Annotated in this window: 22 protein-coding genes, 2 tRNA genes and 1 pseudogene; 9 read left to right on the top strand and 16 right to left on the bottom strand. The window is 62.8% G+C overall.

The genetic code is table 11. The features are described from left to right. Positions 1 to 202: 202 nt before the first annotated feature. A tRNA-Pro gene (locus ACODNH_RS10595) sits at positions 203 to 274 on the bottom strand. A 55-nt stretch (positions 275 to 329) separates the two neighbouring features. Further along, positions 330 to 2,204 carry an SLC13 family permease gene (locus tag ACODNH_RS10590; RefSeq protein ID WP_434531439.1) on the bottom strand — a complete coding sequence of 625 codons (1,875 nt, stop codon included), beginning with the start codon at positions 2,202 to 2,204 and terminating at the stop codon, positions 330 to 332. Between the two features lie 142 nt (positions 2,205 to 2,346). On the opposite strand from ACODNH_RS10590, the gene ACODNH_RS10585 reads away from it, so the two are divergent. After that, a complete protein-coding gene (locus ACODNH_RS10585) occupies positions 2,347 to 2,520 on the top strand; it encodes a hypothetical protein (RefSeq protein WP_306710090.1) in 174 nt (57 codons plus the stop codon). A gap of 37 nt (positions 2,521 to 2,557) precedes the next feature. On the opposite strand, the gene ACODNH_RS10580 is transcribed toward ACODNH_RS10585, so the two are convergent. The 3 genes from ACODNH_RS10580 to ACODNH_RS10570 form a co-directional block, all read right to left on the bottom strand. Continuing rightward, positions 2,558 to 4,744 (bottom strand): hypothetical protein, encoded by a 2,187-nt coding sequence (locus tag ACODNH_RS10580; protein WP_306710088.1) that lies wholly within the window; start codon positions 4,742 to 4,744, stop codon positions 2,558 to 2,560. Between the two features lie 79 nt (positions 4,745 to 4,823). Further along, complete coding sequence (locus ACODNH_RS10575; protein ID WP_306710085.1) at positions 4,824 to 6,869, bottom strand: DEAD/DEAH box helicase; 2,046 nt, start codon at positions 6,867 to 6,869, stop codon at positions 4,824 to 4,826. A 176-nt stretch (positions 6,870 to 7,045) separates the two neighbouring features. Further along, positions 7,046 to 7,411, bottom strand: a complete 366-nt coding sequence (locus ACODNH_RS10570) for a cupin domain-containing protein (protein ID WP_306710083.1) — start codon at positions 7,409 to 7,411, stop codon at positions 7,046 to 7,048. A 100-nt stretch (positions 7,412 to 7,511) separates the two neighbouring features. Between ACODNH_RS10570 and ACODNH_RS10565 the strand changes: the two genes are divergently transcribed. Further along, positions 7,512 to 8,717, top strand: a complete 1,206-nt coding sequence (locus ACODNH_RS10565; RefSeq protein ID WP_306710081.1) for a CBS domain-containing protein — start codon at positions 7,512 to 7,514, stop codon at positions 8,715 to 8,717. A gap of 3 nt (positions 8,718 to 8,720) precedes the next feature. Here the strand turns inward: ACODNH_RS10565 and ACODNH_RS10560 are convergent, their stop codons facing one another. Both ACODNH_RS10560 and ACODNH_RS10555 read right to left on the bottom strand, forming a co-directional pair. Further along, positions 8,721 to 9,368 carry a phosphoribosyltransferase gene (locus ACODNH_RS10560; RefSeq protein ID WP_306710079.1) on the bottom strand — a complete coding sequence of 216 codons (648 nt, stop codon included), beginning with the start codon at positions 9,366 to 9,368 and terminating at the stop codon, positions 8,721 to 8,723. A gap of 89 nt (positions 9,369 to 9,457) precedes the next feature. Further along, positions 9,458 to 9,736 (bottom strand): hypothetical protein, encoded by a 279-nt coding sequence (locus ACODNH_RS10555; protein ID WP_306710076.1) that lies wholly within the window; start codon positions 9,734 to 9,736, stop codon positions 9,458 to 9,460. A gap of 372 nt (positions 9,737 to 10,108) precedes the next feature. On the opposite strand from ACODNH_RS10555, the gene ACODNH_RS10550 reads away from it, so the two are divergent. Next, positions 10,109 to 10,561 (top strand): DUF5814 domain-containing protein, encoded by a 453-nt coding sequence (locus ACODNH_RS10550; RefSeq protein ID WP_306710074.1) that lies wholly within the window; start codon positions 10,109 to 10,111, stop codon positions 10,559 to 10,561. Here the strand turns inward: ACODNH_RS10550 and ACODNH_RS10545 are convergent. Beyond that, positions 10,553 to 10,987, bottom strand: a complete 435-nt coding sequence (locus ACODNH_RS10545; RefSeq protein ID WP_434531352.1) for a CopG family transcriptional regulator — start codon at positions 10,985 to 10,987, stop codon at positions 10,553 to 10,555. The genes ACODNH_RS10550 and ACODNH_RS10545 overlap by 9 nt on opposite strands. 133 nt (positions 10,988 to 11,120) lie before the next feature. Here ACODNH_RS10545 and ACODNH_RS10540 point away from each other — a divergent pair. After that, positions 11,121 to 11,550, top strand: a pseudogene (locus tag ACODNH_RS10540) (VOC family protein). Between the two features lie 46 nt (positions 11,551 to 11,596). On the opposite strand, the gene ACODNH_RS10535 reads toward ACODNH_RS10540, so the two are convergent. Together ACODNH_RS10535 and ACODNH_RS10530 are read right to left on the bottom strand one after the other, a co-directional pair. Continuing rightward, positions 11,597 to 12,211 (bottom strand): RPA family protein, encoded by a 615-nt coding sequence (locus tag ACODNH_RS10535; RefSeq protein ID WP_434531351.1) that lies wholly within the window; start codon positions 12,209 to 12,211, stop codon positions 11,597 to 11,599. Then, the gene (locus tag ACODNH_RS10530; RefSeq protein ID WP_306710068.1) at positions 12,212 to 13,156 is read right to left on the bottom strand and encodes a replication factor A; all 945 of its coding nucleotides are present in this window, start codon (positions 13,154 to 13,156) and stop codon (positions 12,212 to 12,214) included. A 177-nt stretch (positions 13,157 to 13,333) separates the two neighbouring features. On the opposite strand from ACODNH_RS10530, the gene ACODNH_RS10525 reads away from it, so the two are divergent. Then, entirely contained in the window at positions 13,334 to 13,618 is a 285-nt protein-coding gene (locus ACODNH_RS10525) for a DUF7091 family protein (protein WP_005536757.1), read from the top strand. 82 nt (positions 13,619 to 13,700) lie between these two features. Continuing rightward, a complete protein-coding gene (locus ACODNH_RS10520) occupies positions 13,701 to 14,696 on the top strand; it encodes a mannose-1-phosphate guanylyltransferase (RefSeq protein ID WP_434531350.1) in 996 nt (331 codons plus the stop codon). A 21-nt stretch (positions 14,697 to 14,717) separates the two neighbouring features. On the opposite strand, the gene ACODNH_RS10515 is transcribed toward ACODNH_RS10520, so the two are convergent. Together ACODNH_RS10515 and ACODNH_RS10510 are read right to left on the bottom strand one after the other, a co-directional pair. Then, the gene (locus tag ACODNH_RS10515) at positions 14,718 to 15,500 is read right to left on the bottom strand and encodes an SDR family oxidoreductase (RefSeq protein WP_434531349.1); all 783 of its coding nucleotides are present in this window, start codon (positions 15,498 to 15,500) and stop codon (positions 14,718 to 14,720) included. A gap of 63 nt (positions 15,501 to 15,563) precedes the next feature. After that, positions 15,564 to 16,016: a TRAM domain-containing protein gene (locus tag ACODNH_RS10510; RefSeq protein ID WP_434531348.1), complete on the bottom strand. Its 453-nt coding sequence runs from the start codon at positions 16,014 to 16,016 to the stop codon at positions 15,564 to 15,566. Between the two features lie 145 nt (positions 16,017 to 16,161). Here ACODNH_RS10510 and ACODNH_RS10505 point away from each other — a divergent pair, with 145 nt between their 5' ends. Continuing rightward, positions 16,162 to 17,610 carry a hypothetical protein gene (locus tag ACODNH_RS10505; protein WP_306710058.1) on the top strand — a complete coding sequence of 483 codons (1,449 nt, stop codon included), beginning with the start codon at positions 16,162 to 16,164 and terminating at the stop codon, positions 17,608 to 17,610. A gap of 131 nt (positions 17,611 to 17,741) precedes the next feature. Beyond that, positions 17,742 to 18,104, top strand: coding sequence for a group I truncated hemoglobin (locus ACODNH_RS10500; protein ID WP_434531347.1), 363 nt, complete (start codon positions 17,742 to 17,744; stop codon positions 18,102 to 18,104). A gap of 397 nt (positions 18,105 to 18,501) precedes the next feature. Here the strand turns inward: ACODNH_RS10500 and ACODNH_RS10495 are convergent. From ACODNH_RS10495 to ACODNH_RS10480, 4 genes are all read right to left on the bottom strand, one after another. After that, positions 18,502 to 18,606 (bottom strand) — tRNA-Arg (locus ACODNH_RS10495). A 54-nt stretch (positions 18,607 to 18,660) separates the two neighbouring features. Continuing rightward, on the bottom strand, positions 18,661 to 18,957 hold the full coding sequence (locus ACODNH_RS10490; RefSeq protein ID WP_306710054.1) for a hypothetical protein: 297 nt from the start codon (positions 18,955 to 18,957) through the stop codon (positions 18,661 to 18,663). Continuing rightward, positions 18,957 to 20,054 (bottom strand): DUF373 family protein, encoded by a 1,098-nt coding sequence (locus ACODNH_RS10485; protein ID WP_306710053.1) that lies wholly within the window; start codon positions 20,052 to 20,054, stop codon positions 18,957 to 18,959. The genes ACODNH_RS10490 and ACODNH_RS10485 overlap by 1 nt, the downstream gene beginning before the upstream one ends. Before the next feature lie 44 nt (positions 20,055 to 20,098). Next, entirely contained in the window at positions 20,099 to 20,599 is a 501-nt protein-coding gene (locus ACODNH_RS10480) for a phosphate-starvation-inducible PsiE family protein (protein WP_306710051.1), read from the bottom strand. 126 nt (positions 20,600 to 20,725) lie between these two features. On the opposite strand from ACODNH_RS10480, the gene ACODNH_RS10475 reads away from it, so the two are divergent. Beyond that, positions 20,726 to 21,754 carry a radical SAM protein gene (locus tag ACODNH_RS10475; RefSeq protein ID WP_434531346.1) on the top strand — a complete coding sequence of 343 codons (1,029 nt, stop codon included), beginning with the start codon at positions 20,726 to 20,728 and terminating at the stop codon, positions 21,752 to 21,754. Positions 21,755 to 21,842 lie beyond the last annotated feature (88 nt).

The raw sequence follows: 21,842 nt of genomic DNA, 5'->3' as shown, positions 1-21,842 counted from the left end.
TGATGGGACTGGCGACTAGCGCGGCGTGATATCGCGATGGATTCTTTTCGCAGTGTCGCTCGGAGATTCGCTACGGACAGGGTGGTGAGGACTGGCCGTGGCTACGAGTGTGAACAGCGATGACAGCAAGGGACTGGCAGGACAGGCTGCCAGAGAAGTAGCGGTAGCAGCGAGAAAAAGCTCGCTTTCGTTATCGCAGGTATGGGATCGCCCAGATTTGAACTAGGGCGCGGGCACCCAAGGCCCGAAGGTTACCAAGCTACCCCACGATCCCGTACTACTCTCTCAATTCGACAGCATGTAAAGCGTTTCGTTGCGAGGCGGCCATGTCACGCGGGAGCGAGGCCCCAGAAATACGCGATGCCAAGCGTCGTTGCGACGGCGAATACGGCCTGTAGCGGCGCACCAACCTTCAGATAATCGGTGAATCGGTACCCACCGGGGCCATAGACAAGGAGGTTGGTCTGATAGCCAACCGGCGTCATGAACGCCGTCGAGGCAGCGAAGGTGACAGCAAGGACGAAGGCGAAGGCGCTGGCGTTCAGTTGCTGGGCGGTTTCGATGGCGACCGGGATCATCAGCACGACCGAGGCGTTGTTCGAGATTATGTTCGTCAGCAGCGCCGTAACGAGGTACATGAGTCCGAGGACGACAGCGAGGCCGCCCCCAGCGGTAAGGACGCTGCCAGCGCCCATGACGAACAGCTCCGCGAGCAAGTCAGCGCCGCCGGTCTCCTGTAGTGCGGTACCAAGCGGGATGACGCCGGCGAGCAGGAAGATGACATCCCACTGGACGGCGTCGTACAGCTCCGGCGGGCGGAGACAGCCAGTGAGCACCATCGCCAGCGCACCGCCGAGCGCCGAAATGACGATATGGACCGGCGTCAACGCCGCGACGCCGACAACAGCAGCGACGATGCCGATAGCGACGGGAATCTTCGACCGCCGGAAATCCGGGCGTGCGACCTCCTGAGCGACGATGAAGGCGTTGTTACGGTTGAGACGGTCGATGCTTTCGGGAGTAGCCTGCACCAGGAGCGTATCGCCGATGCGGAGTGTGACGTGGTCCATTCGCTGGCGGTACAGCTCCTGACCGTGGCGAAGCGCCAGCACGGTCGCGTCGTAGCGCTGGCGGAAGTTCGTGGAGACGAGTGTCTCGCCAATAAGCGAAGAGCCGGGAGCGACGACAACCTCAACGAGGTTTTTCCGCTCGTTTGCGGTTTCCAGTTCCGCGTCGTCGACCTCGACATCCGGAATGATGTCCAGCCCTTCGACGTCGAGGAGGTCGACGAGCGTGTCTCGGTCCGTCCGAACGGCGAAGACATCACCGGCCCGAATGGATTTCTGGCCGAGCGGTTCGAGGAACGTGCGTTTCTCGCGAACCAACTGGACGATATCCACGTCGAACGCCGAGACTCTGAGTGCCTCGTCGACAGTCTGTCCGATGAGCGGGGAGTCTTCGCGAACGACAACCTCGGTGAGATACTCCCCCATTTCGAACTCCTCGGTGAGGTCCTCTTCGACCGGAATCCGCGACGGGATCAGATAGCGCCCGACGGTAAGGAGATAAACCGTGCCGATGACGGTCACGATGATGCCGAGCTGGGTGAACTCGAACATACTGAACGGATGGTCGATCAGTTCCGCCGAAAGCTGCGAGGCGAGGATGTTCGTCGAGGTCCCAATGAGCGTCAGCATTCCGCCGAACATCGAAGCATAGGACAGCGGCAAGAGCAGCTTCGACGGCGAGAGCTTGCCCTTGTGCGCGATATCAGTGACCATCGGCAGGAGGATGGCAACGGCGGCAGTGTTGTTGATGAACCCGGAGATAGGTGCGACCAGCCCGACGGTCGCACCGAGCTGTTTCGTTTCGCTGTCTCCGGTCAGCGAGGCGATTTTCGCGCCGAGAATCTGGACGATACCGGTCCGCTGGACGCCGTCTGAGAGAATGAACATCGCCAGCACCGTTATCGTCGCCGTCGAGGCAAAGCCAGAGAGCCCGCGATCCAGCGGCGAAATCCCATCACCAGCCTGATGTAACACGTACACCGGCTCGGCGAGGAGTCCGGCATCAGCCGCCAGAGTCGTTGCTGGCTCGGCCAGCATCAGCGCGACCATAACGGCGATAGCAGTCACGTCGACGGGCAGCGCCTCCGTCGCAAACAGCACCAGCGCAGCGACGATGACCGCGAACACGAATAACATCCCCGGCGTGACAGGTGGCAGCGACACGTCTGGCCCCTGCGCCGCCAGTGACAAAAGGATGTATCGTTTGCGAGTGGCGGCATCCCCGCATGACCCGGAGCCGCAGCCGACGTTTATCCCTGTCCGGGCCGAATATGTTACAATGAGCCTTTTCAACGATATCGGTCGAAAGGTCGAGGAGCTGAAACAGGAGGTCGAAAAGGCGTCCGACGACGAGGCCACCCACCAGTGTAGCGAGTGTGAAACGCGCCTCTACACGGACCACGACGAGTGCCCGGAGTGTGGGAGTCCGTCCGTCCTCCCCCTGTCTGGCTAGCAACAGCGGGGAAACGACGGACCAGGAATCACATCGCTCACCGTGCCGGCCCGTCACGGCCAAGATCGTCGAGCAGGGCGTCGTAGCTCCGACCGAACACCGCCTGTTTTCTAAGCGAGGTTATCGCGACCTCGAAGACGGGGACGGCGAACTGTCCGTCCGGTCCGCCGACGACGACGGCCGCTTCGTGGTCCGTCTGGTCGGTCCATTCGCCGTCGAGGTGCCGGACGAGCACTTCGCCGAAGTAGCCGCCGAGTTCCCGCACAACGCTGGTGAACGCGCGGTCGTCGAACGACGTATCGCTCCCGAAGGTCGTCTCGGCGAAGCGCTCGTCGTCCCACTCCGCGTCAACGAGGTCGTCGAGCCGCGAAAGCGAGGCCGGCGAGAAATCGAGGTCGTGCTCGCCCCAGAAGTCGGCGAACTCGACGGCGGTCTCGGCGTGGTCCGCTCGGACCGTGCCGGAATCCCACGGACGGGCCATCGAGCTAGCGGTCGAATCGCTGTCACTGGGTGCGGACAGTTCACTCTCATCGGCATCTGCTGTCGCAGCCGTCTCATCAGCGGTTACGTCCTGTGACGCTGCGTGCTCGCTGGCATCGGTCGCGTCGACATCCGCGACAGGAGCCGGTGTGTTGGGACTGTCATCGAACAGCTCCGTGGTGTCAGAGTCCGAAACGGCTGCCGGGGTATCATCGGCCCTCGCGTCGGTGATGTCTGCAGGTGACTCGTCAGCCGTCGTTTCGGCAGCTGCCTCTGCGTCTGGAACGGCATCTGACAACGCATCCGGCGAGCTATCGCGGGTCGGCTCGTCGTCCATCGCTGCGTCGGTCGAGGTGTCGTCGGCTGTGTCCGTCGCTGCTTCGTCAGCGGCTGTGTCAGTTGTCGCCCCCGCGGGCGTGATGTCACCAGTTCCATCCTCGTCGCGGGAGTCGACAGCCGAGTCTTCAGGCGGTGCCTCGGCCGCTGGCGTTTCATCAGAGGTGGACGCTGTGACACTATCGAACGACGACTCCGCTTCGTCGATATACGCAGCCGGCTCGTCGGCTGCGGCCGCATCGGTCGTCGTTTCGACAGCATCAGTCGTGTCAGCAACCGGTTCATCCGCAGAATCATCGAGGGCTGACTCCTCGGCCAGCGTCTCAACTGTTGGCTGCTCATCAGCGGCCTCATCAGCCAACCACTCTGTGGCGGTATCATCCGCCGACCGCTCAGCGGCGGTGTCGTCAGCCGCCGGCCTGTCACTGGGCTCAACAGTCGATTCTTCTTCAGTAGTTTCAGCGGCTGGCGGCTCACTGCCAGCATCATCTGATGCTGAATCGGTCGTATCGGGGTCTGTGCTACCGCTGCTATCGGAAGTCCAGTCGTCGGGGTCGTCACTGCCCCACGGTGGCTCGTTCTCCAGATCGTCAGCGACCCCACTGACGACGGGTGTGGGGTCGGTATCGTCCGACCGGTCGTCGGCTTCCGACTCGGATTCGACCCGTTTGACGATGCGGGTCGGCTTCGTTTCGACAGTCTGAGACGGCGCAGAATCAGTGGTATCGCTGGCGGTTGCCGCACCTCGTTCGTCTGTCGCCGTCGGTTCGGGTGGAACCTCGCGCTCATCCGCCTGTTCGTCGTCAACGCGGCTAACGATCCGCGTCGGCTTGGAGACGACGCTGTCGGTATCGGTTTCTCCCGTCTCCGCATCTGCCCGTCTGTCACCGTCGATACGATGGATGCTATCTAATGCCAGTTCGGATTCCAGACGTGTTGGGACGGCCGCAAACACCGGCTTGTCGCCGAACGAGCGGGCGGCCACGTCGAACACCGCGACAGGGACCTGGTCATCCGGGCCGGCAACGGTAACGACCCATCGGCCGTCGGACTGGACCCACTCGCCGTCGTACGCCCGCACGAGGAGTTCGCCGAGATAGCTCCCAAACCGAACCGTGTTCTCGGTGTACGTCGTCGTCCCCGCGGTGTCGTTGACGGTCTCGCCACCGTAGCTCTCCTCGATTGCCGTATCGAGGCGGGCAAGCGCATCGGGGTCGAACGTCAGCGGGTCCGCACCATCGACGACGTTCTCGGCGTACTCGCGAAAGGTCGCCGGATTAAGCGTCGCTGTATCAAGTAGTTCCGGCCCGTCGTCGGACGGCGGGTCGCCCCCGGCCGCCTGTTCGTCCCTGTCGGTCGACGAGTCATCGCCACCGACAGCGCGACGGATCCTATCGAACAGGCCCATGGACACCGGAAGTACGTGCCGCTACAAGAATGTACGCCGAAAGGATACTCGGCCGACAGATCCGGCAGCCACGATCAGCTCAGTGCTCGTCGCGTAGTTCCATGTCGGCGACAATTTCGTAGGGGTGCTGTCCCTTGCGGATGCCATCAAGCAACTGGAACGATTCGTCGGGCGCGAGGAAGTGGCGGGTCACAGCCCGCCCAAGCGGCGTCGGCGAGAGGCCGTCGATGAACTCGTATTCAAGCAGTTTCCCCAGCGCGTGTTTCGTCGGCACCTCGCCGACCATCCGGTCGTTGAGCCGCTTGGCCTGTTTGCCGGCGACGGTGACGTTCGCCAGCGTCTCCTCGACGGCCGCACCCTCGTCGTAGCGGGTGATGACTGGCTCCATCTCGCCTTTCAGGAGCTTGAACGCCACCTCGTCCTCGGTCATCTCCATGCTGTTGTGGTACGAACAGTCAGGCTCGACCAGCATGTAGACGGTCCCCTTGTCGTGGTAGTCCGGGCGGCCGGCCCGGCCGAGCATCTGGCTGAACTCCTGGACGGTGAGCCACTCGATCCCCATCGCCAGCGAGTCGAAGATAACCTGCGAGGCGGGGAAGTCGACCCCAGCAGCCAGCGCCGCCGTCGTCACGACCGCTGCGAGGTCCTGGTCGGCGAACTGCCGTTCGACACGCTGGCGCTTCCGGTTGTCCAGTCCAGCATGATACGGCGCAGAACTGTACTCCAGTTTGCGTGAAATCTGGTGACAGCGCCGCCGAGAGTTCGTGAAGATGATAGTCTGGCCACGGTACCCCTTGCTGGATTTGTTGTCGAAGGCCCGCTTGACAAGCTTCTTTTCGGTCTCGATCTTTTCGCGGCCGTCGGCAAACGTGACGTGGCGCTCGATTGGGACCGGTCGCTCCTCGAACTCGATGAGCGTCGCTCGAAGCTGGTCAGCCAACTGACCGGGGTTGCCGACTGTCGCCGAGAGATAGATCCACTGCGTGTCGCCGCTGTCGGGCGCACCGCCGGACTCGCAGTAGTATTTGAGTCTGGAAATCAGCCCGTCGAGCCGGTGGCCCCGCTCGTCCTCACCGAGCGTGTGGACCTCGTCGATGACGACGGTCCCGACAGTGCCGAGGTCCTTGCCAGTCCGGAGCGCGTGGTCGATCCCCTCGTAGGTCCCGACGATGACATCGGCTTCGGGATCGAAGCGGCCGCCCTCGTCAGCGATGCGGCTCGCACCAACACGAAGGGACACGTCGACCATGTCGCCGTAGCGGTCCTGAAACTGCTCGTATTTCTGGTTCGCAAGGGCGACCAGTGGGACGAGAAACAGCATCGTGCCCTTGTTGTTCAGGACGCGGTCGATGCCGGCCATCTCGCCGATGAGTGTCTTCCCCGTCGCCGTTGCGCTCACGACCAGCTGGTCGCGGCCCTCCGTGGCCCCGTGCTCGACGGCGAGGCTCTGGACCGGCAACAGCGTGTCGAACCGGGATTCGAGGTGCTCCTGCATCCCGGGGTGGAGGTCCAGTGAATCGACGCGAACGGGGTCGACCTCGTCGGTGGTCGCCGAGATCTCGTCGAACTTCGTCAGGTCCGGGTCCAGTTGGCCCGACAGGAGGTTTGTCACCCGGTCGAGGTCCTGTACTTCGAGTAGCAACTCTTCGAGTCGGTCGCGGGCGTCGCCGCTGATGCTCCCTTTGAACGCGAGTTCGCGGTCGAGTTGCTGGCGAGCGCACTCCGGGCAGATGGTTTCGTCGTCGGTCTCGATAGCTGTCTCGCTGGTAATCGGCGAGTAGCGCCCGTCGGAGGCACACAGCCGACAGGTCCGGACGACCTTGGCCTCAATCTGGTAGGCGTCGAGCATCTCGCGGACGCGGTCGCGGGCAATCGGGGCGGTCTGCTCTGAAATGCGAATGCGGGCCGCACGGCGGGCGAGGTCGACGAACTGGTCGGGCGAGCGAAGCTCCTCGCTAGTCCCGTCCTTGACACGGAGCCGACGCGGGCGGGGACCGGCGTCGGTCTCTTTCAGTTCGAGGATGCCGTGGAAGAGCCGCTCGCCGTCCCGATGGGCGGCGACGCGAAACTCCTCGCCGTGTTCGTGGAGGAACAGCGTCTCTACCTGTGCGGCCTGCTGTGACACAGTCGTCTAGAGGCGACTGCGCTACTTGAGCGGTTCGGACTAGATGTGGGTGGTGCTATCGTTGTAGCCGTTGGTTTGACCAGCCAGAAGTCCCATCCAGCATACTCGTCTAATCGGCTACATGTGGTGCGGTTTGGCTCTCAGCTGTTGCTATTCCCGTGAACTACTGATAGCGGTCACTCCTGCAGTTTGATTTCGTCGTCGCCGGCGGGAACCGCACAGAGGAACGCGCCCGGTTCGTCGCCGTCGTTGCGGTACCAGTGGACAGCGCCAGCGGGAATGTGGAGGCTGTCGCCCGCCTCGACGGCGTACTCCTCGCCCTCGATACCGACTGTGTACCGTCCGGCAAGGACGTGCTGCTCGTGTTCGATGTCGTTGGTGTGTTTCGGCACGCTGCCGCCGGGGGCGAGCGTGAAGCGACGGATTGCGAGGTTGCCGCCGCCGCTCTCCTCGCCAATGAGAACGCCCTTTTCCAGCCCATTGGCTGCGTCAACGGGTTCGTATTCGATATCTTCGGTCCGCCGAATCAGTGGGTCGCTCATGTGCGATCCATCGTGGGCTCAGCGCAAAGGCGTACCGGCGACGGTGACCGTGGCAGTCCCGCCAAGGGGGCTTAAGACCGTCCCGCGTCAATCCCTCGATATGCGCCGGTTTCGTATCGGAAGCGCGTTTGGAATCCCCATCCAGTTGGACCTGACGTTTCTCCTCGTGCTACCGCTGTTCGCCTGGATTATCGGGACGCAGATCGAACAGACGACGGAGCTGTTGAATGGGACACTGAACGCCGGGCTGGATGCGGCCGTCCTCACAGACGGCGCGCTCGTGTGGGTGCTTGGCATCGGTGCAGCCGTCGGCCTGTTCACCGGCGTCGTCCTCCACGAACTCGGCCACTCCCTCGTAGCCATCCGCTATGGCTTCCCCATTGACTCCATCACGCTCTGGCTGTTCGGCGGCATCGCCCAGCTCAGCGAGATGCCCGAAGACTGGAAACAGGAACTGGTCATCGCCATCGCTGGCCCCATCGTCAGCATTGCCATCGGCGTTGTCTGTTTTGTCGCGTTCCAGATTCTTCCGAGCGGCGCGGCGACATCGATCGAATCGGCCCGGTTTATTCTCGGCTATCTCGCGCTGATGAACATCGCACTGGCGGCGTTCAATATGCTTCCGGGCTTCCCGATGGACGGCGGCCGGGTCCTGCGCGCGCTGCTCGCCCGGCGGCGGTCCTACGCCCGAGCGACGACCATCGCCGCTGAAGTCGGGAAGGTGTTCGCCGTCTTCCTCGGCCTGTTTGGCATCTTCGTCCTCGGAAATATCTTCCTCGCCGGTCTGGCCTTCTTCATCTACATCGGGGCGGCGGGCGAGTCCCGCCAAACCTCGATGCGGGCCGCGTTTGAGGGCGTCACGGTCGCGGATGTGATGACGCCAGCGGACCGCGTGACGACGGTCCCCGAGGACATGTCCGTCCGGGAGCTCATCCAGACGATGTTCAAGGAGCGCCACACCGGTTACCCGGTCGAACGTGGCGGCGAGGTCGTTGGTCTCGTGACGCTCGAAGACGCTCGCGCCGTTCAGGAGGTCGAGCGCGATGCCTACACCGTCGGCGACGTGATGACAACGGAGATCATCACGATCAGCCCGGACACCGACGTGATGGACGCACTGACCTCGCTCCAGCAGAACTCCGTCGGACGCCTGCTGGTCACTGACGAGGACGACTCCTTCGAGGGACTACTCACCCGGTCTGACATCATGACAGCACTTTCGATTATCAAATCAAGCAGCGACTACACTGTCATCGGCGAGTCAGAAACCGAGACCGTCCGGCCGGAATCAAGAATCGAGCGGTAGCGGTCACTCCTCGGCGAGGTACGACATCGCCGCCTCGTCGGAGACCTGCTCGAACTGCTCGTAATACTGGCCGACAGCGCGAAACGCCGACGGCCTTTCCAGACAGACCACCTCGTCGACTAGGGCTTCGAGGTCCGAAATCGCCGACGGTGAGCCGACCGGGACCGCGAGCACGATTCGTTCGGGGTCTGCCTGTTGGATCTGCTCGATACAGGCCCGCGCCGTCGCCCCCGTCGCCACACCATCGTCGACGAGGCAGACTCGCTTCCCGGTAAGTGTCGGCGACGACTCCGAACTGCGGTAGCGCTGGGCCTTCTGCCGAGCGGCTTCCGCCATCTCCGCTCGTGTGCTCGCAACGTAGTCCCGGGGTATCTCGCGTTGCTCGATGACATCGGTGTTGAGCCACACCGACCCGTCGGCGGCGACGGCGCCGATGGCATACTCAGGGTTGTTCGGTGCGCCGATCTTCTTTGCGACCGCGATGTCCAGCGGCGCGTCCAGCGCGTCGGCGGCGGGACGCCCGACCGGGAGCCCACCGCGCGGTATCGCGAGGACGATGTCGACTGCGATGTCCCGCTCGCGCAACGCCTCTCCCAGCCGTTTCCCAGCCGCCTGCCTGTTCTCGAACGTCGGGGAGCGGTTGCGTCTCATACTAGTTAGTTCGCTGTCGAGACGCAAATATTTCCGCATTCTGGCAGCTTCGGGGTAGTCAAACGAGCCAGTACCAGCGAAGCGCCTCGTTACTCGTCGGACAGCGCCGTGGCAATCGCTTCGAGTTCACCCTTCCGAAAGGGCTGCTCCGCGTCCGCCGGGTCATCATCGTCCTGCTCACCGATTTTCCAGAGAATGCCCGCCCGCATCTGTGGCTTCGATGGCAGCCGATCCGTGTCGATGTCGTACCCGACGGCCTCGCAGATCGCCGCTAGGGCTTCTTTGGTGAAAGCAGTCGAGACCGGGCGTTCGTACCGCCCGACAGCCTCGCGAATCTCGTTCCGCAGTTCGTCGACAGTTGGTGACATACGCGTACTGGCGGCGGGCCGGATTGTGTAGATTCCGGTCCGACTACACCGTCGCGCCGACTGCAACAGGAGCCCCATCCGGGGGAATCCACGAGATACTGGTAGTCCCAAAATCTGCAGGTAGAAGACCTAAGTCCGGGCGCGGGAATTGAACCCGCCTCTTAGCCACCACAAGGCTAAAGGATGCCACTACCCCAGCCCGGACACGCTGTTGAAGCACCTATAGATATTCCGCTGGAACAGAAATACGTTACGAATCTGGAAACCAGTGGGTCGTGAGAGCGCGTGACAGCGGTGGCACATCGGACGCTGTCCAGTCCATCGGCCGCTTCGAGACGCTTTTACACAGCCGACGCGTACAGAAAAGCACGCGTGGCCATCACGGACAAGATCTACGTCAAGAATCACCAGCAACTCGCCTCCCAGCTAGAGACGAGTTTCCCGAAGGGGGCGTTCAAAGGTGCGACGCTGGACATCCTCTTTCAGGGCGAGGGACTGGCAAAGCTCGACGAAGCCTCCAGAGAACGGGTCCTTGATTTCGCCGAGGACTTTCTGGACTGTGACTGTGAGGCCAACCCTCACTGCGGCTGTGCTGAGCGGAAGTTCATCTCATATCTGCTGGAACTGCGCGAGCAAGGGATGGGGCCGGACGCCATCGTTGACGTGATGAGCGACGACTATATGCTGTATGCCTATCCGGGCGACGTGCTGTCCTTCCTCGATAACTCCGTCAGAACGTTAGAAGCCGTGGAAACCCTGGCCGACGTCGATGGGCGCGACGACGTGGCCGAAGACGTACAGCGGAAACGCCAGCGATTACTCTAGGTTGTCGAAACTGCCGATGCGATAGGAGGCGTCATCCTCTTCGCCCTGGTCGAGGTCTTCGAGGTGAATGACCTCGTCCTGGTCCATCTCATCGAGTTGCTGGCGGAGCTTGGTGACGTAGCGCTTGTGTTCTTCCAGTTGTTCGCGGAGATGCTCGGCTTCGAGTTCGAGCCGCTCGTGCTCCCGGACGAAGCTCTTCGGAACTTCGACTTTCGGCGGGAAGCTCTCGGTGCTGGTCTCGGTTGCGTCGTCCTCGAACTCGTGTTCCGGCGCGACCTTCACCTGACCGTCGTGGGAAACGAGCGTGTCGACGTAGTCACGAAAAACTGCGGACAGCGAGATATCGCGCTCCTCGGCGATTTCGCGGAGGGTTTCGAATTTGTCCTCGCTGACGCGAAAGGAGATGGTCTTGTTTTTGTTGCCCATAGTTATGTACTGTTTTAGCAGCAACGTATTTAATCGTTTGTCAGACACTACCGGGCCTGTTCGTCGGTGGTCGTCGCTGCCAACAGTCGAACCGCTGTGATTTAACAGTCGGCCGACCGCGATTCCGGCAGAGATGGCGACAGACATCGACGCAACTGGCCACCACTTCGGTATCATCGTTAGCGACCTAGACCCGCGCCATCGAGTTCTACCGCGACGTGCTCGGACTCGACGTACTGACCCGCTTTTCGGTCGGTGACGAGGCGTTCGGAACCGCTGTCGACATCGAGGGGGCCAGCGCCGAACTGGTCCACCTCGACGCCGGCACCGTCCGTCTGGAACTGGCGACATACGATCCGGAAGGCGAGGCAATGCCCGATCCCGACCTCAATCGGCCGGGGGCGACCCATCCCGGCCTGGAGGTTGACGACCTCGACGCTGTCGCCGACCGACTGCCCGAAGATGTCGAAACACTCAGCGGCCCGCAGACGACCGAGAGCGGGACGACTATCATGTTCGTCGTCGACCCTGAAGGGAACTGCATCGAGCTACTGGAGCCGTAGCGACGGGAAAGTCACCAACAGCGAAAAATCGAGGATAGCGCCGGATTCAGTCCGCGCTGGCTTCGGCCTGCTCGTCCTGTAGGCTTTCCAGCGCGCCGACGACCGACTGCCGATAGTTCTCGATTGACAGTTGGTCGTATTCCTCGTCGGCCATCGCGATGTACTCGTCAGTGGCTGGGTCCTCAAGGTCGGCCTCTTTGTACCGCTTGACCCGGTCGAGGGTTCGCTCGGCCGTTTCGACGACCCAGCGGTCCCGGGTCGCTTCGTCGACCTCCGAAATTGACTCGGGGCGAATCGAGACGTTCACTTCGCCCTCGTCGGTCTCGTAGGTGCGTGGCTTACCGACGACGGCGACGTAGGCCGGCGGTTCCAGTTCGCGCAGCATTGACGCCGCGTCGGGCTGGTACTGCCCGGCGTACATGAAGAACGTATCGCCGTTGGGGTCGACGACCCGACCCTGCCAGTACTCGCTGTCCTCACCGACGTCCTCGGTCTCGGTGAGGGTGCCGACCAGGAACACGCGGTTAGCGCGCTGACCAGTCGGCAGGAGGACATACACCGGCGCGCGGTCGTCGTCGGATTCTTTGAACGTGTAGCTCGCGTCGTTGAACTCGCGTGCGAAGACGCGCCGTGCGACCTCGCGGGTGGGTGTACTCGCCATTTAGATCGACCTCGCTTTGATGAGAATCTCGTCTGCATCCACGGCCCCGGTCAGTCGCTCCTGCTCATCGGCGAGCAAGTAGCGGCCGAAGGTCGGACCTTGGACGCGGTAGTACCGGCCGAGGATCTTCTGTCGCATCTCGTCGGCGACGACGGTGGTGTCGAGCGCGTCCATCGCCATCTCCTTTGCCTCTTCGAGGGCGATACCGGTCAGTTCCTCGGTCGCGTCCTCGTCGAAGATGACCTCAGTGACCTCCTCACCGTCATCGAGGACGCCCTTGATGCGGAGGTCGAACTCGCCTTCGACCTCGCCGTGTTCGCTACAGCGGCCGTTCTGGAGGACGCGCGTGCAGTCGTCCTCCGGACAGCGCTTGATGAGCCCAGAGCCCGACTGGATGTCGACCAGCGCGCCGTCGGCCTCGACGCTGTCGTCGCCGACTTCGATTGCTTCGTCGAGTTCCTCGATGGTGGTCGTCCGGTTGAGCTTCACGGAGAAGCGACCCTGATACTCGTCGGTGACGACGTTTCGCAGGGCGTAGGACTTGCCTTCTTCGAGCGACGGGAGGTCGGACTTCGACCATTTCGTGAACTTGATCGTGCCCGTCTCATCGCCCAGCAGGCCGACCTGCGCGACGGCGTCGGCGCGTGGCTCCCAGAGTTCGACGACCGTCGCGCGGACATCGACCCACTCCTCGGGGGCGTCGACATCGGCGACGTTCACCTGCTCGTTGCCGCCGCCATCGCCGCCACCTAGCTGGTCGCGGTCCATGCCAGCCTCGTCGAGGTACGTGTTGACGACGCTCCGACGGGCCTCGCTGATTGGAACCTGATAATCGTTCACCAGCGTATCGAGTCGCTCGACGACGTCGTCGACGTCGATCTCTAGCTGGTCGGAAAACTGCTCGTGTATCTCTGTCGCGTGGGTACGCAAATCTGACTCAGTCATTGGCTTTCACTGTCTCCGCCTGGTTTTCATTGGGAGACAATCGATAGTTGGTCCCCTTCCGATATAAATACTCGCCCAGCGGAGTGGAAGTGAAACTGGCTCTGGGTTTCAGAATCCCGAAGTCGGGTGTGAGAGTCACGCGAGAAGATTGATTTGTCGGCAGACACAACGGTCAGTATGGCCGACGACGACCGACTCGCACGGTTCATCCGGGATACCTTGCGGTCGGCCGAACAGCAACTCTCCGATGCGAAGAAGGCCTACAAGAACGGGAAGCGGTCGGCAGAAGCCGGCCTGCCCAGAGACGAGGAGGGGCGGGCCCGCATCGTCTGTCGCCGCCACGCCGAGTACCGCGCGGTGTCGATGGACGAACAGCGGCGGCCGGTCTGCTACGACGCGGAGAACCCGGACTGTCAGGGCTGTGTCGAGGATATCAGGGGCGGCACGATAGAGACGTGGTAAGTCGCTGACTGCAGTGGGTTCGGCTGGTCTCCGCCTCGGTCGCCAGTACAACATTTTAGCACTGGCTGGGCAAAGCCCGAGTATGGAACGACCAATCGTCGCGCTCGTTCTGGCCGGCGGCACCGGCACGCGCCTGTATCCGGCGAGTCGGAGCGACCGGCCTAAACAGTTTCTCTCCTTTGGGGAAGACGAATCGCTACTCGCTGAGACTGTCAGCCGGGTGGGGTTCGCCGACGAAACCTACGTGCTGACCTGGGACTCGTTCGCCGACGGGGTCAGGGAGCGCGTCCCGAATGCGGCGGTACTGACCGAACCAGAACCGAAAGACACCGGGCCGGCACTGGCGTACGCGGCCCACCGCATCCGCGAGCAGGTCGGTGACTGTGTTTTGCTGTGTCTGCCGAGCGACCACCGAATTTCGGGGCCGTTCGAGACAGTCGCACGGACGGCCACCCAAGTCGCAGTGGAAACCAAGGGGCTCGTCACCGTCGGTATCGAGCCTGACCGGCCGGCGACCGGCTACGGCTACATCAAGCCCGGGCCGTCCGAGAACGGCTTTGCGCCGGTCGAGACGTTCCACGAGAAACCCGACCGGGAGACCGCGACGGAGTACGTCCGGGAGGGGTTCTACTGGAACGCCGGCCTGTTCGCGTGGACGCCGACGGCTCTCCTGTCCGCCGCGTCGTCGTCACCGCTTGCACCCATGGTTGAGCGACTCGACGACGGGGACCACAGCGCCGCCTTTGCCGCTGTTGACCCGGTGAGCATCGACTACGCTGTGCTCGAAGACGCCGAGAACGCCTTCGTCGTTCCGGCGGCGCTGGACTGGGACGACTTGGGGTCGTGGGATGCCTTCAAACGCGTCCTCGACAGCCAGGACGGAAACGCAGTGCTGGGCGAGGCAACCACCATCGACGCCGATGGGAACGTGCTGGCGAGCGATGGCCACGTCAGCGCGGTCGGCGTCGAAGACCTCGTCGTGGCGTCGTTTGGTGACCGGACACTCGTGGTCCCGAAAGACGAGGCCCAGCGCGTCCGAGAAGTAGTCACAGAACTGCGAGAGGTCGGGCGGTTCTGAGCGGGGCAGTGGCCGGAACTATTAGCTCTGCATCGCCCCGCCGTCGACGGGCAGGGCCGTTCCAGTGACGTATGAGGACCGGGGCGAGGAGAGGAAGGCGGCGACGTCCCCGAGCTCTTCCGGTCGGCCGACACGCTGCAGCGGGGCGTCGGCCCAGGATTCGATGCCCTCCTCGTAGGAGTCGTACTCGCCACGTTCGACGGCCGCCTCGACGAGTTCCTCGATGCGTGGCGTCTCGTGTGCACCGGGGAGGACAGCGTTGACGCGGACTTCCGGTGCGAACTCGCTAGCCTGTGTCTTCATCAGGCCGATAACGGCGCGTCGAACGGCGTTCGAGAGCACCAGGTCGTCGATGGCTTCCCGAACAGAGCGGGAGGTGATATTGACGATGGTGCCCGCATCGGAGTCCCTGAGGTGTGGGTAGGCGGCCCGAGTGGTCCAGACGACGCTCATCACGAGCAGGTCGTAGGCGCTGTACCACTCTCGCTCGGTCGTCTCCATGAACGGCCCGGGGGCCGGACCGCCGGCGCTGGTGACGACGTGGTCGAGGCTGCCGAAACTGTCGACGGTCTCCTCGACGAGTGCCTCGATCTGGTCGGGGTCAGTGATGTCGGCCTCGACGGCCAGGACGTCGCCGTCGCCGACCACTTCGAGCCGGTCCCGTGCCTCGTCGACGTGTTCCGGCGTCCGGCCACAGACCGCTACGTTGGCACCATCCGCAGCAAGGGCTTCAGCACTTGCAAGTCCGAGTCCGCTCGTCGCAGCGGTACACAGCGCTGCGTTGCCATCGAGTTCGAGGTCCATATCCACAGGAAGGACCGACTGGCTCAAAGAAGTCCCGCTCGCAAACTGTCCAACTGGTATGTCCTAGCTGCCCCAAAAGTTGTCCCGACTCCCGAGACGCCGGTCGTCATCATCAGCATTGTCGTCCGTCTCGTCGGTGTCGCCGTCGTTCGCTTCGCCCTCAGACTCAGAGAGGTCCTCGTCCATCTCCAGTCGCTCGACTTCCTCAGCCCGGGCATGGTTCGAGTGGACGTTCGTCACCTTGACCAGCGAGCGGGCCGGCGGGAGGACACCGTCGACCATGATGATGAAGCCGTCCTCGGTCCGACCGACACCGGCGCCACTCTCGTGGATGTCCTCAACGTCGACAGTGACTTCCTCGCCCATTTTGACCGGCTGGCTCTTGAGCTCCGAGATCGGCTGGTTGTAGTGATTGCACCACTCGGCGCCGCCACGGTCGCCGTAGTGGGTACAGCCCATCCCCTGAATTCGTTCGGTGAATTCGGGACAGTCGTCTGCGAGCGGACAATCGGCCATATCAGGGGATAACGTGGCCGCTGGCAAAACGCTTGCGACCCCGTGTCCGAGGCGCACAGCCTGTTATTACGTTTGAGATTTTCACCGGCACACACTTTACCGCCACTCGCTGGTTGTCGCGTAGCACTCGACACCACCCATAGCTATGAGAACGCAGTTGTTGGCAGGACTGGTCTGTCTCCTTCTGGTTTGCACGTCTCCGGTCGCCCTCGGTATCGAATCGGGGCCACCAGCGCAGGGCAGTGTCGACCACGACAGGTCGATTGCTGTTCAGTACACACTCGACAGAGAGCCGAACCAGACCGGTCAGGTCCGGGTAACCGCGACGATTGAGCGACCACGGCACGTCACCGGACTATCGGTACGGACGCCGGGGGAGGCGACAGTCCTCCGAGCCGACGGACTCCAGTCCGATGGCGACCGCTGGCGTCTCAGCGGTGCTACTGAGAGAGCACGGCTGACCTACACTGTGCCGGTCGGACTCTCAACGACGTTCGGCCAGCGGACCGCCGACACCCGCAACTGGACGCTGCTTGCCCGACAAGAAGTGTCACTGCGTGCCCGCTGGCGCTGGCACGTCGGGCCGCGGCCCACGTGGAACGAGTCACTTGCACTCGCGCCCGGGCAAAGCGGTGTCGCCGGTCGGACGGCCGCCTACATCGGTCCCCACGAGACAGAAACCAGAACGGTCAATGGCGACCGAATCACGCTTATCGTCCCGGCGGCTTCGGATCTGCGGCCCAACCGGACCGCCGTCCTAGATTCCATTAGCCATGCGAAACGTGCCTCAACCGCCGGCACAGAGCACGACCACATCCGCGTGTTTGTCGCGCCGAACGAACTCGCACCGGGCGGGTACACTCCGTCCAACGGCGCGTCGGATGTCATCGTCAACGCCGGCGAACCCGTCCGGTCCCCGGTCAACGTCTGGGTCCACGAATACCGCCACACTCGACAGACCTTCGAGACGACGCCAGCGATGGACTGGCTCAGTGAGGGTAGCGCGGACTACCACACCGCGGCTCTCACGTACAGCGCGGGCGGCATCGGGACAAATCAGTTCCGTGAGCGGATTACGACCGAGCGCCACGAAAGCGCCGACCTGACACAGCCCGATACTTGGGAGGGAGCGGGTGCACAGTACCACAAAGGAACACGTGTCGTCGCGGCCATCGACGCCCGTCTCCGCCAAGCGACCGACGGTATCCAGACGTTCGAAGCGGTCCTCGACAGGCTGACCCGGCACAACGAGCGAATTACCCTCGCGCTGTTCGCCGAGACGGTGTCGGCTGTCTCCGGAGACGAGCTCGATGCGTTTGTTCGACAGGCTGTCACTGGCACCGCGCCATCGGTCCCGGCCGAGACACTCACGGACCGCGACCTGCGGCGAAGCGGCGCAGCAGATACGACCGGCCGACGGACGAATTTCGCGCCGTCGGGCGATAGCAGCGCGACCACAGCGGCCACCGCCGGCGACGGGCCCGGACGAGTCGTCGATACCACGCGGCCCGTCACGGACCGCCACGGGGAGTGGACCGTGCTCGGGACGCTCGGCCTGCTGTCGGTGTTGCTGGTTCGTCGCCAGCGACCGTAATGCGTCGAGAGTCATTTCGGTCGTGCTGCAGAATGCCACGGCCAGCCATTGCAGCCGAGCACAACGCGGTGGTCTGTGCCGAATATGTTTTTCCACAACTGTCATACCGGCCGGTTACTTGTCACCCAATAATGGCATCACAGTCTATCTTCGAGCGGATCGGCGGTCGTGACGCGGTCGACGCGGTGGTCTCGGATTTCTACGATCGCGTGCTTGATGACCCGCTGCTCGAACCGTACTTCGAGGAAACCGACATGGACCAGCTCCGCAGCCACCAGGCACAGTTCATCAGCGCCGTCGCCGGCGGCCCAGTCGACTACGACGGCGATGAAATGGAGACCGCCCACGAGGGTATGGGAATCACCGAAGACGCGTTCGCCAATGTCGCGACCCACCTCGAAGCCGCGCTCCAAGAGAACGGCGTCCCCGACGACGACGTCGAAGCGATTCTCACCGAGGTCGCTGCCATGGAAGACGATATCGTGGAGGCGTAGCAGCCGCCGGAGTCGGGAGTGCACTCACACGTGGCACCGGAGTCGGAGACCAAGCCTGATTGTGCAGCGAAGCACGGTGTCGCTATCGCCCTGCCCCAGTAAACGGAGACCATGACAGTGCAGGTGTGTTACCCATATATTCAAAACAGTAGCTGGGTGTGAAAATGTCGCTAGTACATACGTGTTGCCGGGAAACCAATGCGTGTGAAGGGCACGAAACCGGTGCCGTCCCCCCAAGTCGGGTTGCCGTGCCTCTGACAGGTCATGCAAGCTGACGCGGTACTGGTAGTCGTCTGCCCTTCACTGTAATACTGCAAGAGTAGGTTTCGGAGACGATTGGCTTTGTGAGGCCGGATATCAACTGGTATTGATGCTTCTCCTTGTTGTTCGCAGATAACGGGCACGGTGGGATTCGAACCCACGACCGTCGGATGTCTTCCCCCGATGGCAGCGCCAGCGGAGATAGAAGTCCGACGCTCTATCCGGGCTGAGCTACGTGCCCTCGCTACCGTATATTTCCGGCGGTGACAAAAGAAGTGCGGAACACGGTCGCCGCTCAACCATCGCGGTCGAGGTCTTCCTCGACATCGTCAGCCGTCGTGATGGCGTTCACGTTGCCGGTCTGAATCGCTGTCAGGCCAGCCAAGTCACAGAGGGCGTCGATTTCGTCCTGTGTCGTCGAGACCAGCAGATCGTTGAACTGGAGGTGGCGCTCGACGGTCGCGCCGGCGGCTTCCGCGGCGGCGGCGACGCGCTCGGGGTCGGCATCATCGGCCGTTTCGAGAACCAGATCGACGGGCTCGCCATCGATTGGGTCCGCGCGCAGACTCTCGACAGCACGGGAGACGTACATCACTCGGATGAGGGACCGCCGGGGCCTTGGTTGTGCTGTTCGGTGCGGTCGAAGCGGGCCTCCGCGACAGCGAAGCCCAGCGTACTGACCAGGCCGAGCAGCGTCCCGCCAGTGAGCATTATGGCGAGGTATTCCAGATCCTGAATCCCGAGGAAGAAGGCGCTGACGGCGTGTAGCACGAGGGCGATCGAGAGGACATAGAAGGGGGCGTTGAGATACCGCCAGCGGAAGCTCCCGTCGAGATACTCGTCGGTCACGCGGCCGAGGCTGGAGGTAATGCCCGCGGCGGCAAACCACTGAATCGCGCCAGAGACCAGCGACGCGATAACTTCCAGTGCGTCAGGGTCCGTCTGGCGTTCGAACTCCTGGACGCCGCTAACGCCGCCGATAACGAGCAGTGCGGCCGCGACGACGTAGGTGATGATAGTTACCCGACCAGCGTACAGTCCGGCGGTCGTTCGCTCGACTGCTTCGTCCAGTATTTTCTCAGCGCCGAGGCCCCGTGCGAGGATATAGAGCCCAAGCAAGCCGGAGATGACGCCCAGCGCGGACCCGGGATACCCAAGGGCTTCGACGGCGATTGTCAGCGGGTAAATCAGCAAGAGGATACCCAGCGGAACCAGTATCGTCCCGCGGGTCTCCGGGTCGTCGAGTACCTGCTTGATGGTGTAGTACATCGACTCGAGGTTCTGGGCCTGACGGACGACGACGCGGCGAACGCCGTTAATTTGGACCCGGGAACGGATGACGGGGACCACCGACTCATCCTGTGCGCCGTCGGTGACCAGCAGCGCTCGCACATCCTCGTTGGCTGCCAGCGACGCGAGAACAGTATCGACCTCCTCGCCGACTGCCCGGTTGGCGGCGACGTCGCTTCCGTCGACACCGGTGACGGCTGCGACTTCGACCGGTTCGTCGGTAATGTCGTCATAAATGTGGACGCCCTCGAACAGGACGTTCACGTCGGAGTCCTCCGGGTCGTTCGAAGCCAGCGCCACCGCTGCGTCTACGACGGCATCGCGCCCGATGACTGGCGTGTCGATGCCGGTCTTGCGACCGAGGTCGTCGTCGAGGTCGATACACAGCACCAGCAGCATCTACCGGCGCTACGCCGCCTGTCTTTAACTTCTTTCGGGACCGCTCACTTTGATTCCGGGAGCGTGCCTCGGGTCCGGCGCTCGACGAGCAGCAGCGCCGCGAGCCCGAGAATGATGAGCGTGTACGCCGCTGCGGCAGTGAGCGCGGCCTGTTCGGAGCTGTACTCGCCGGTGCGGAAGATGATGGCTTTCCGAACCATCGCGATGACGCCCGTGTAGATGACCAAGCGGACGATGCGGCGCGTCTCGCTTTCCTGCGTGTACGCGACGACAGTCTGGTACACCTCGACGATAATGAACAGGAGGAGGGCTGTGTCGATGAAACCAACAACGACCAGCGGGTCAGTGATATCGCCACGGAGTGCGCTCTGGAGTATCTGGAGGGTCAGGTCGAAGACGCCGATAGCAAAGAGGAGGACCAGTACCAGCGCCGCGATGACTTCGACGTACCGGATAAGCGACTCGCTGACCCCCAGCACTCGATCGTCGAACGACTCCGCTTCCGGCAGTGGCCCGCCCACGGGGTCGGCATCCTCGTCATCCATACGCACAGAACGGACGCCGGCCCATTCAAAGCGGTCCCCATCTGGCGTGGCCCACCCCATGCCGTCTTATCCCACGGCGGGTCAGATGCGCACGCTTTTTCCCGCTGGGAGCGGTGGCTAGAGACAATGATTTCCGAGGGCTGCGAACAGTGCGCCAAAGGCGGCAAGATGGTGCTGTTCGTCTACGGCTACTGCGACCAGCGAGACTGCTTCTACTGTCCCCTCGGGGAAAACCGCAAGAACGTCACCCAGATGTACGCCAACGAGCGTCCCATCGAGGACGACGCGGACGTTATCGAGGAAGCAAAGCGCATGAGCGCGCTGGGAACCTCAATCACGGGTGGCGAACCCCAGGAAGTACTCGACCGGACCTGTCACTATCTGGAACTGCTGAAAGACGAGTTCGGCGAGGACCACCACACGCACCTCTACACCGGCATTCCCGGCGGCCGCGAGAATATGCGCCGTCTATCGGAAGCCGGCCTCGACGAGATCCGCTTCCACCCGCCTCTAGAGCAGTGGGGTGACCTTCACGGCACCGAGTGGGAGGATATCCTCTACATCGCCCGCGAAGAAGGACTGACGCCGGCCTTCGAGATCCCCGGCATCCGCGCCGAGGAGGAGTTCCTCGAATTCCTCGACGAGGGTGCGGCCGACTTCTGTAACATCAACGAGTTCGAGATGTCCGACGGGAACTACCGCCGGATGCAGGAGGAGGGCTTCGAACTGAAAGAGGACCACATGAGCGCCGTTGAGGGGTCCCACGATATTCTGGAAAAAATGGGCGACCACGAGAAGGTGTACTTCTGTACGAGCGTCTTCAAGGACGCCGCCCAGCACCGCTCGCGGCTCAAGCGGATGGCCCGCAACATCCGCCGCCCGTTCGACGACGTGACCGACGACGGGACGCTCGTCTACGGGAAGGCGTGGACCTCCGAGGCCCGGCTCGAAACCCTCGGCGTTCCCGAGGAGTACTACACCGTCAAATCCGACCACGTCGAACTCGCCTGGTGGCTGCTGGAGGAGATGGTCGAGGAGGGCGATGTCGAGAAGGGTGAAATCGTCGAGCAGTACCCGACCTACGACGGGACGGTCGTTGAGCGGACACCGCTGTCGAACAGTGCTGACGCCGGACGAGCGACGGCCGACGACTAGGAACCCAATTCGGTTCGGCTTCTCGATTACTGCCAGTCACAGACCTGCACTGTCCAGCCGTGGCTTTATTTATCAGCTAAGAGAAATG

It is taken from the genome of Haloarcula sp. NS06 (assembly GCF_051122755.1).
GTDB lineage: Archaea > Halobacteriota > Halobacteria > Halobacteriales > Haloarculaceae > Haloarcula.
Note: the sequence above shows the minus strand (reverse complement) of the source record. Positions and strands in the feature narration are given on the sequence as shown.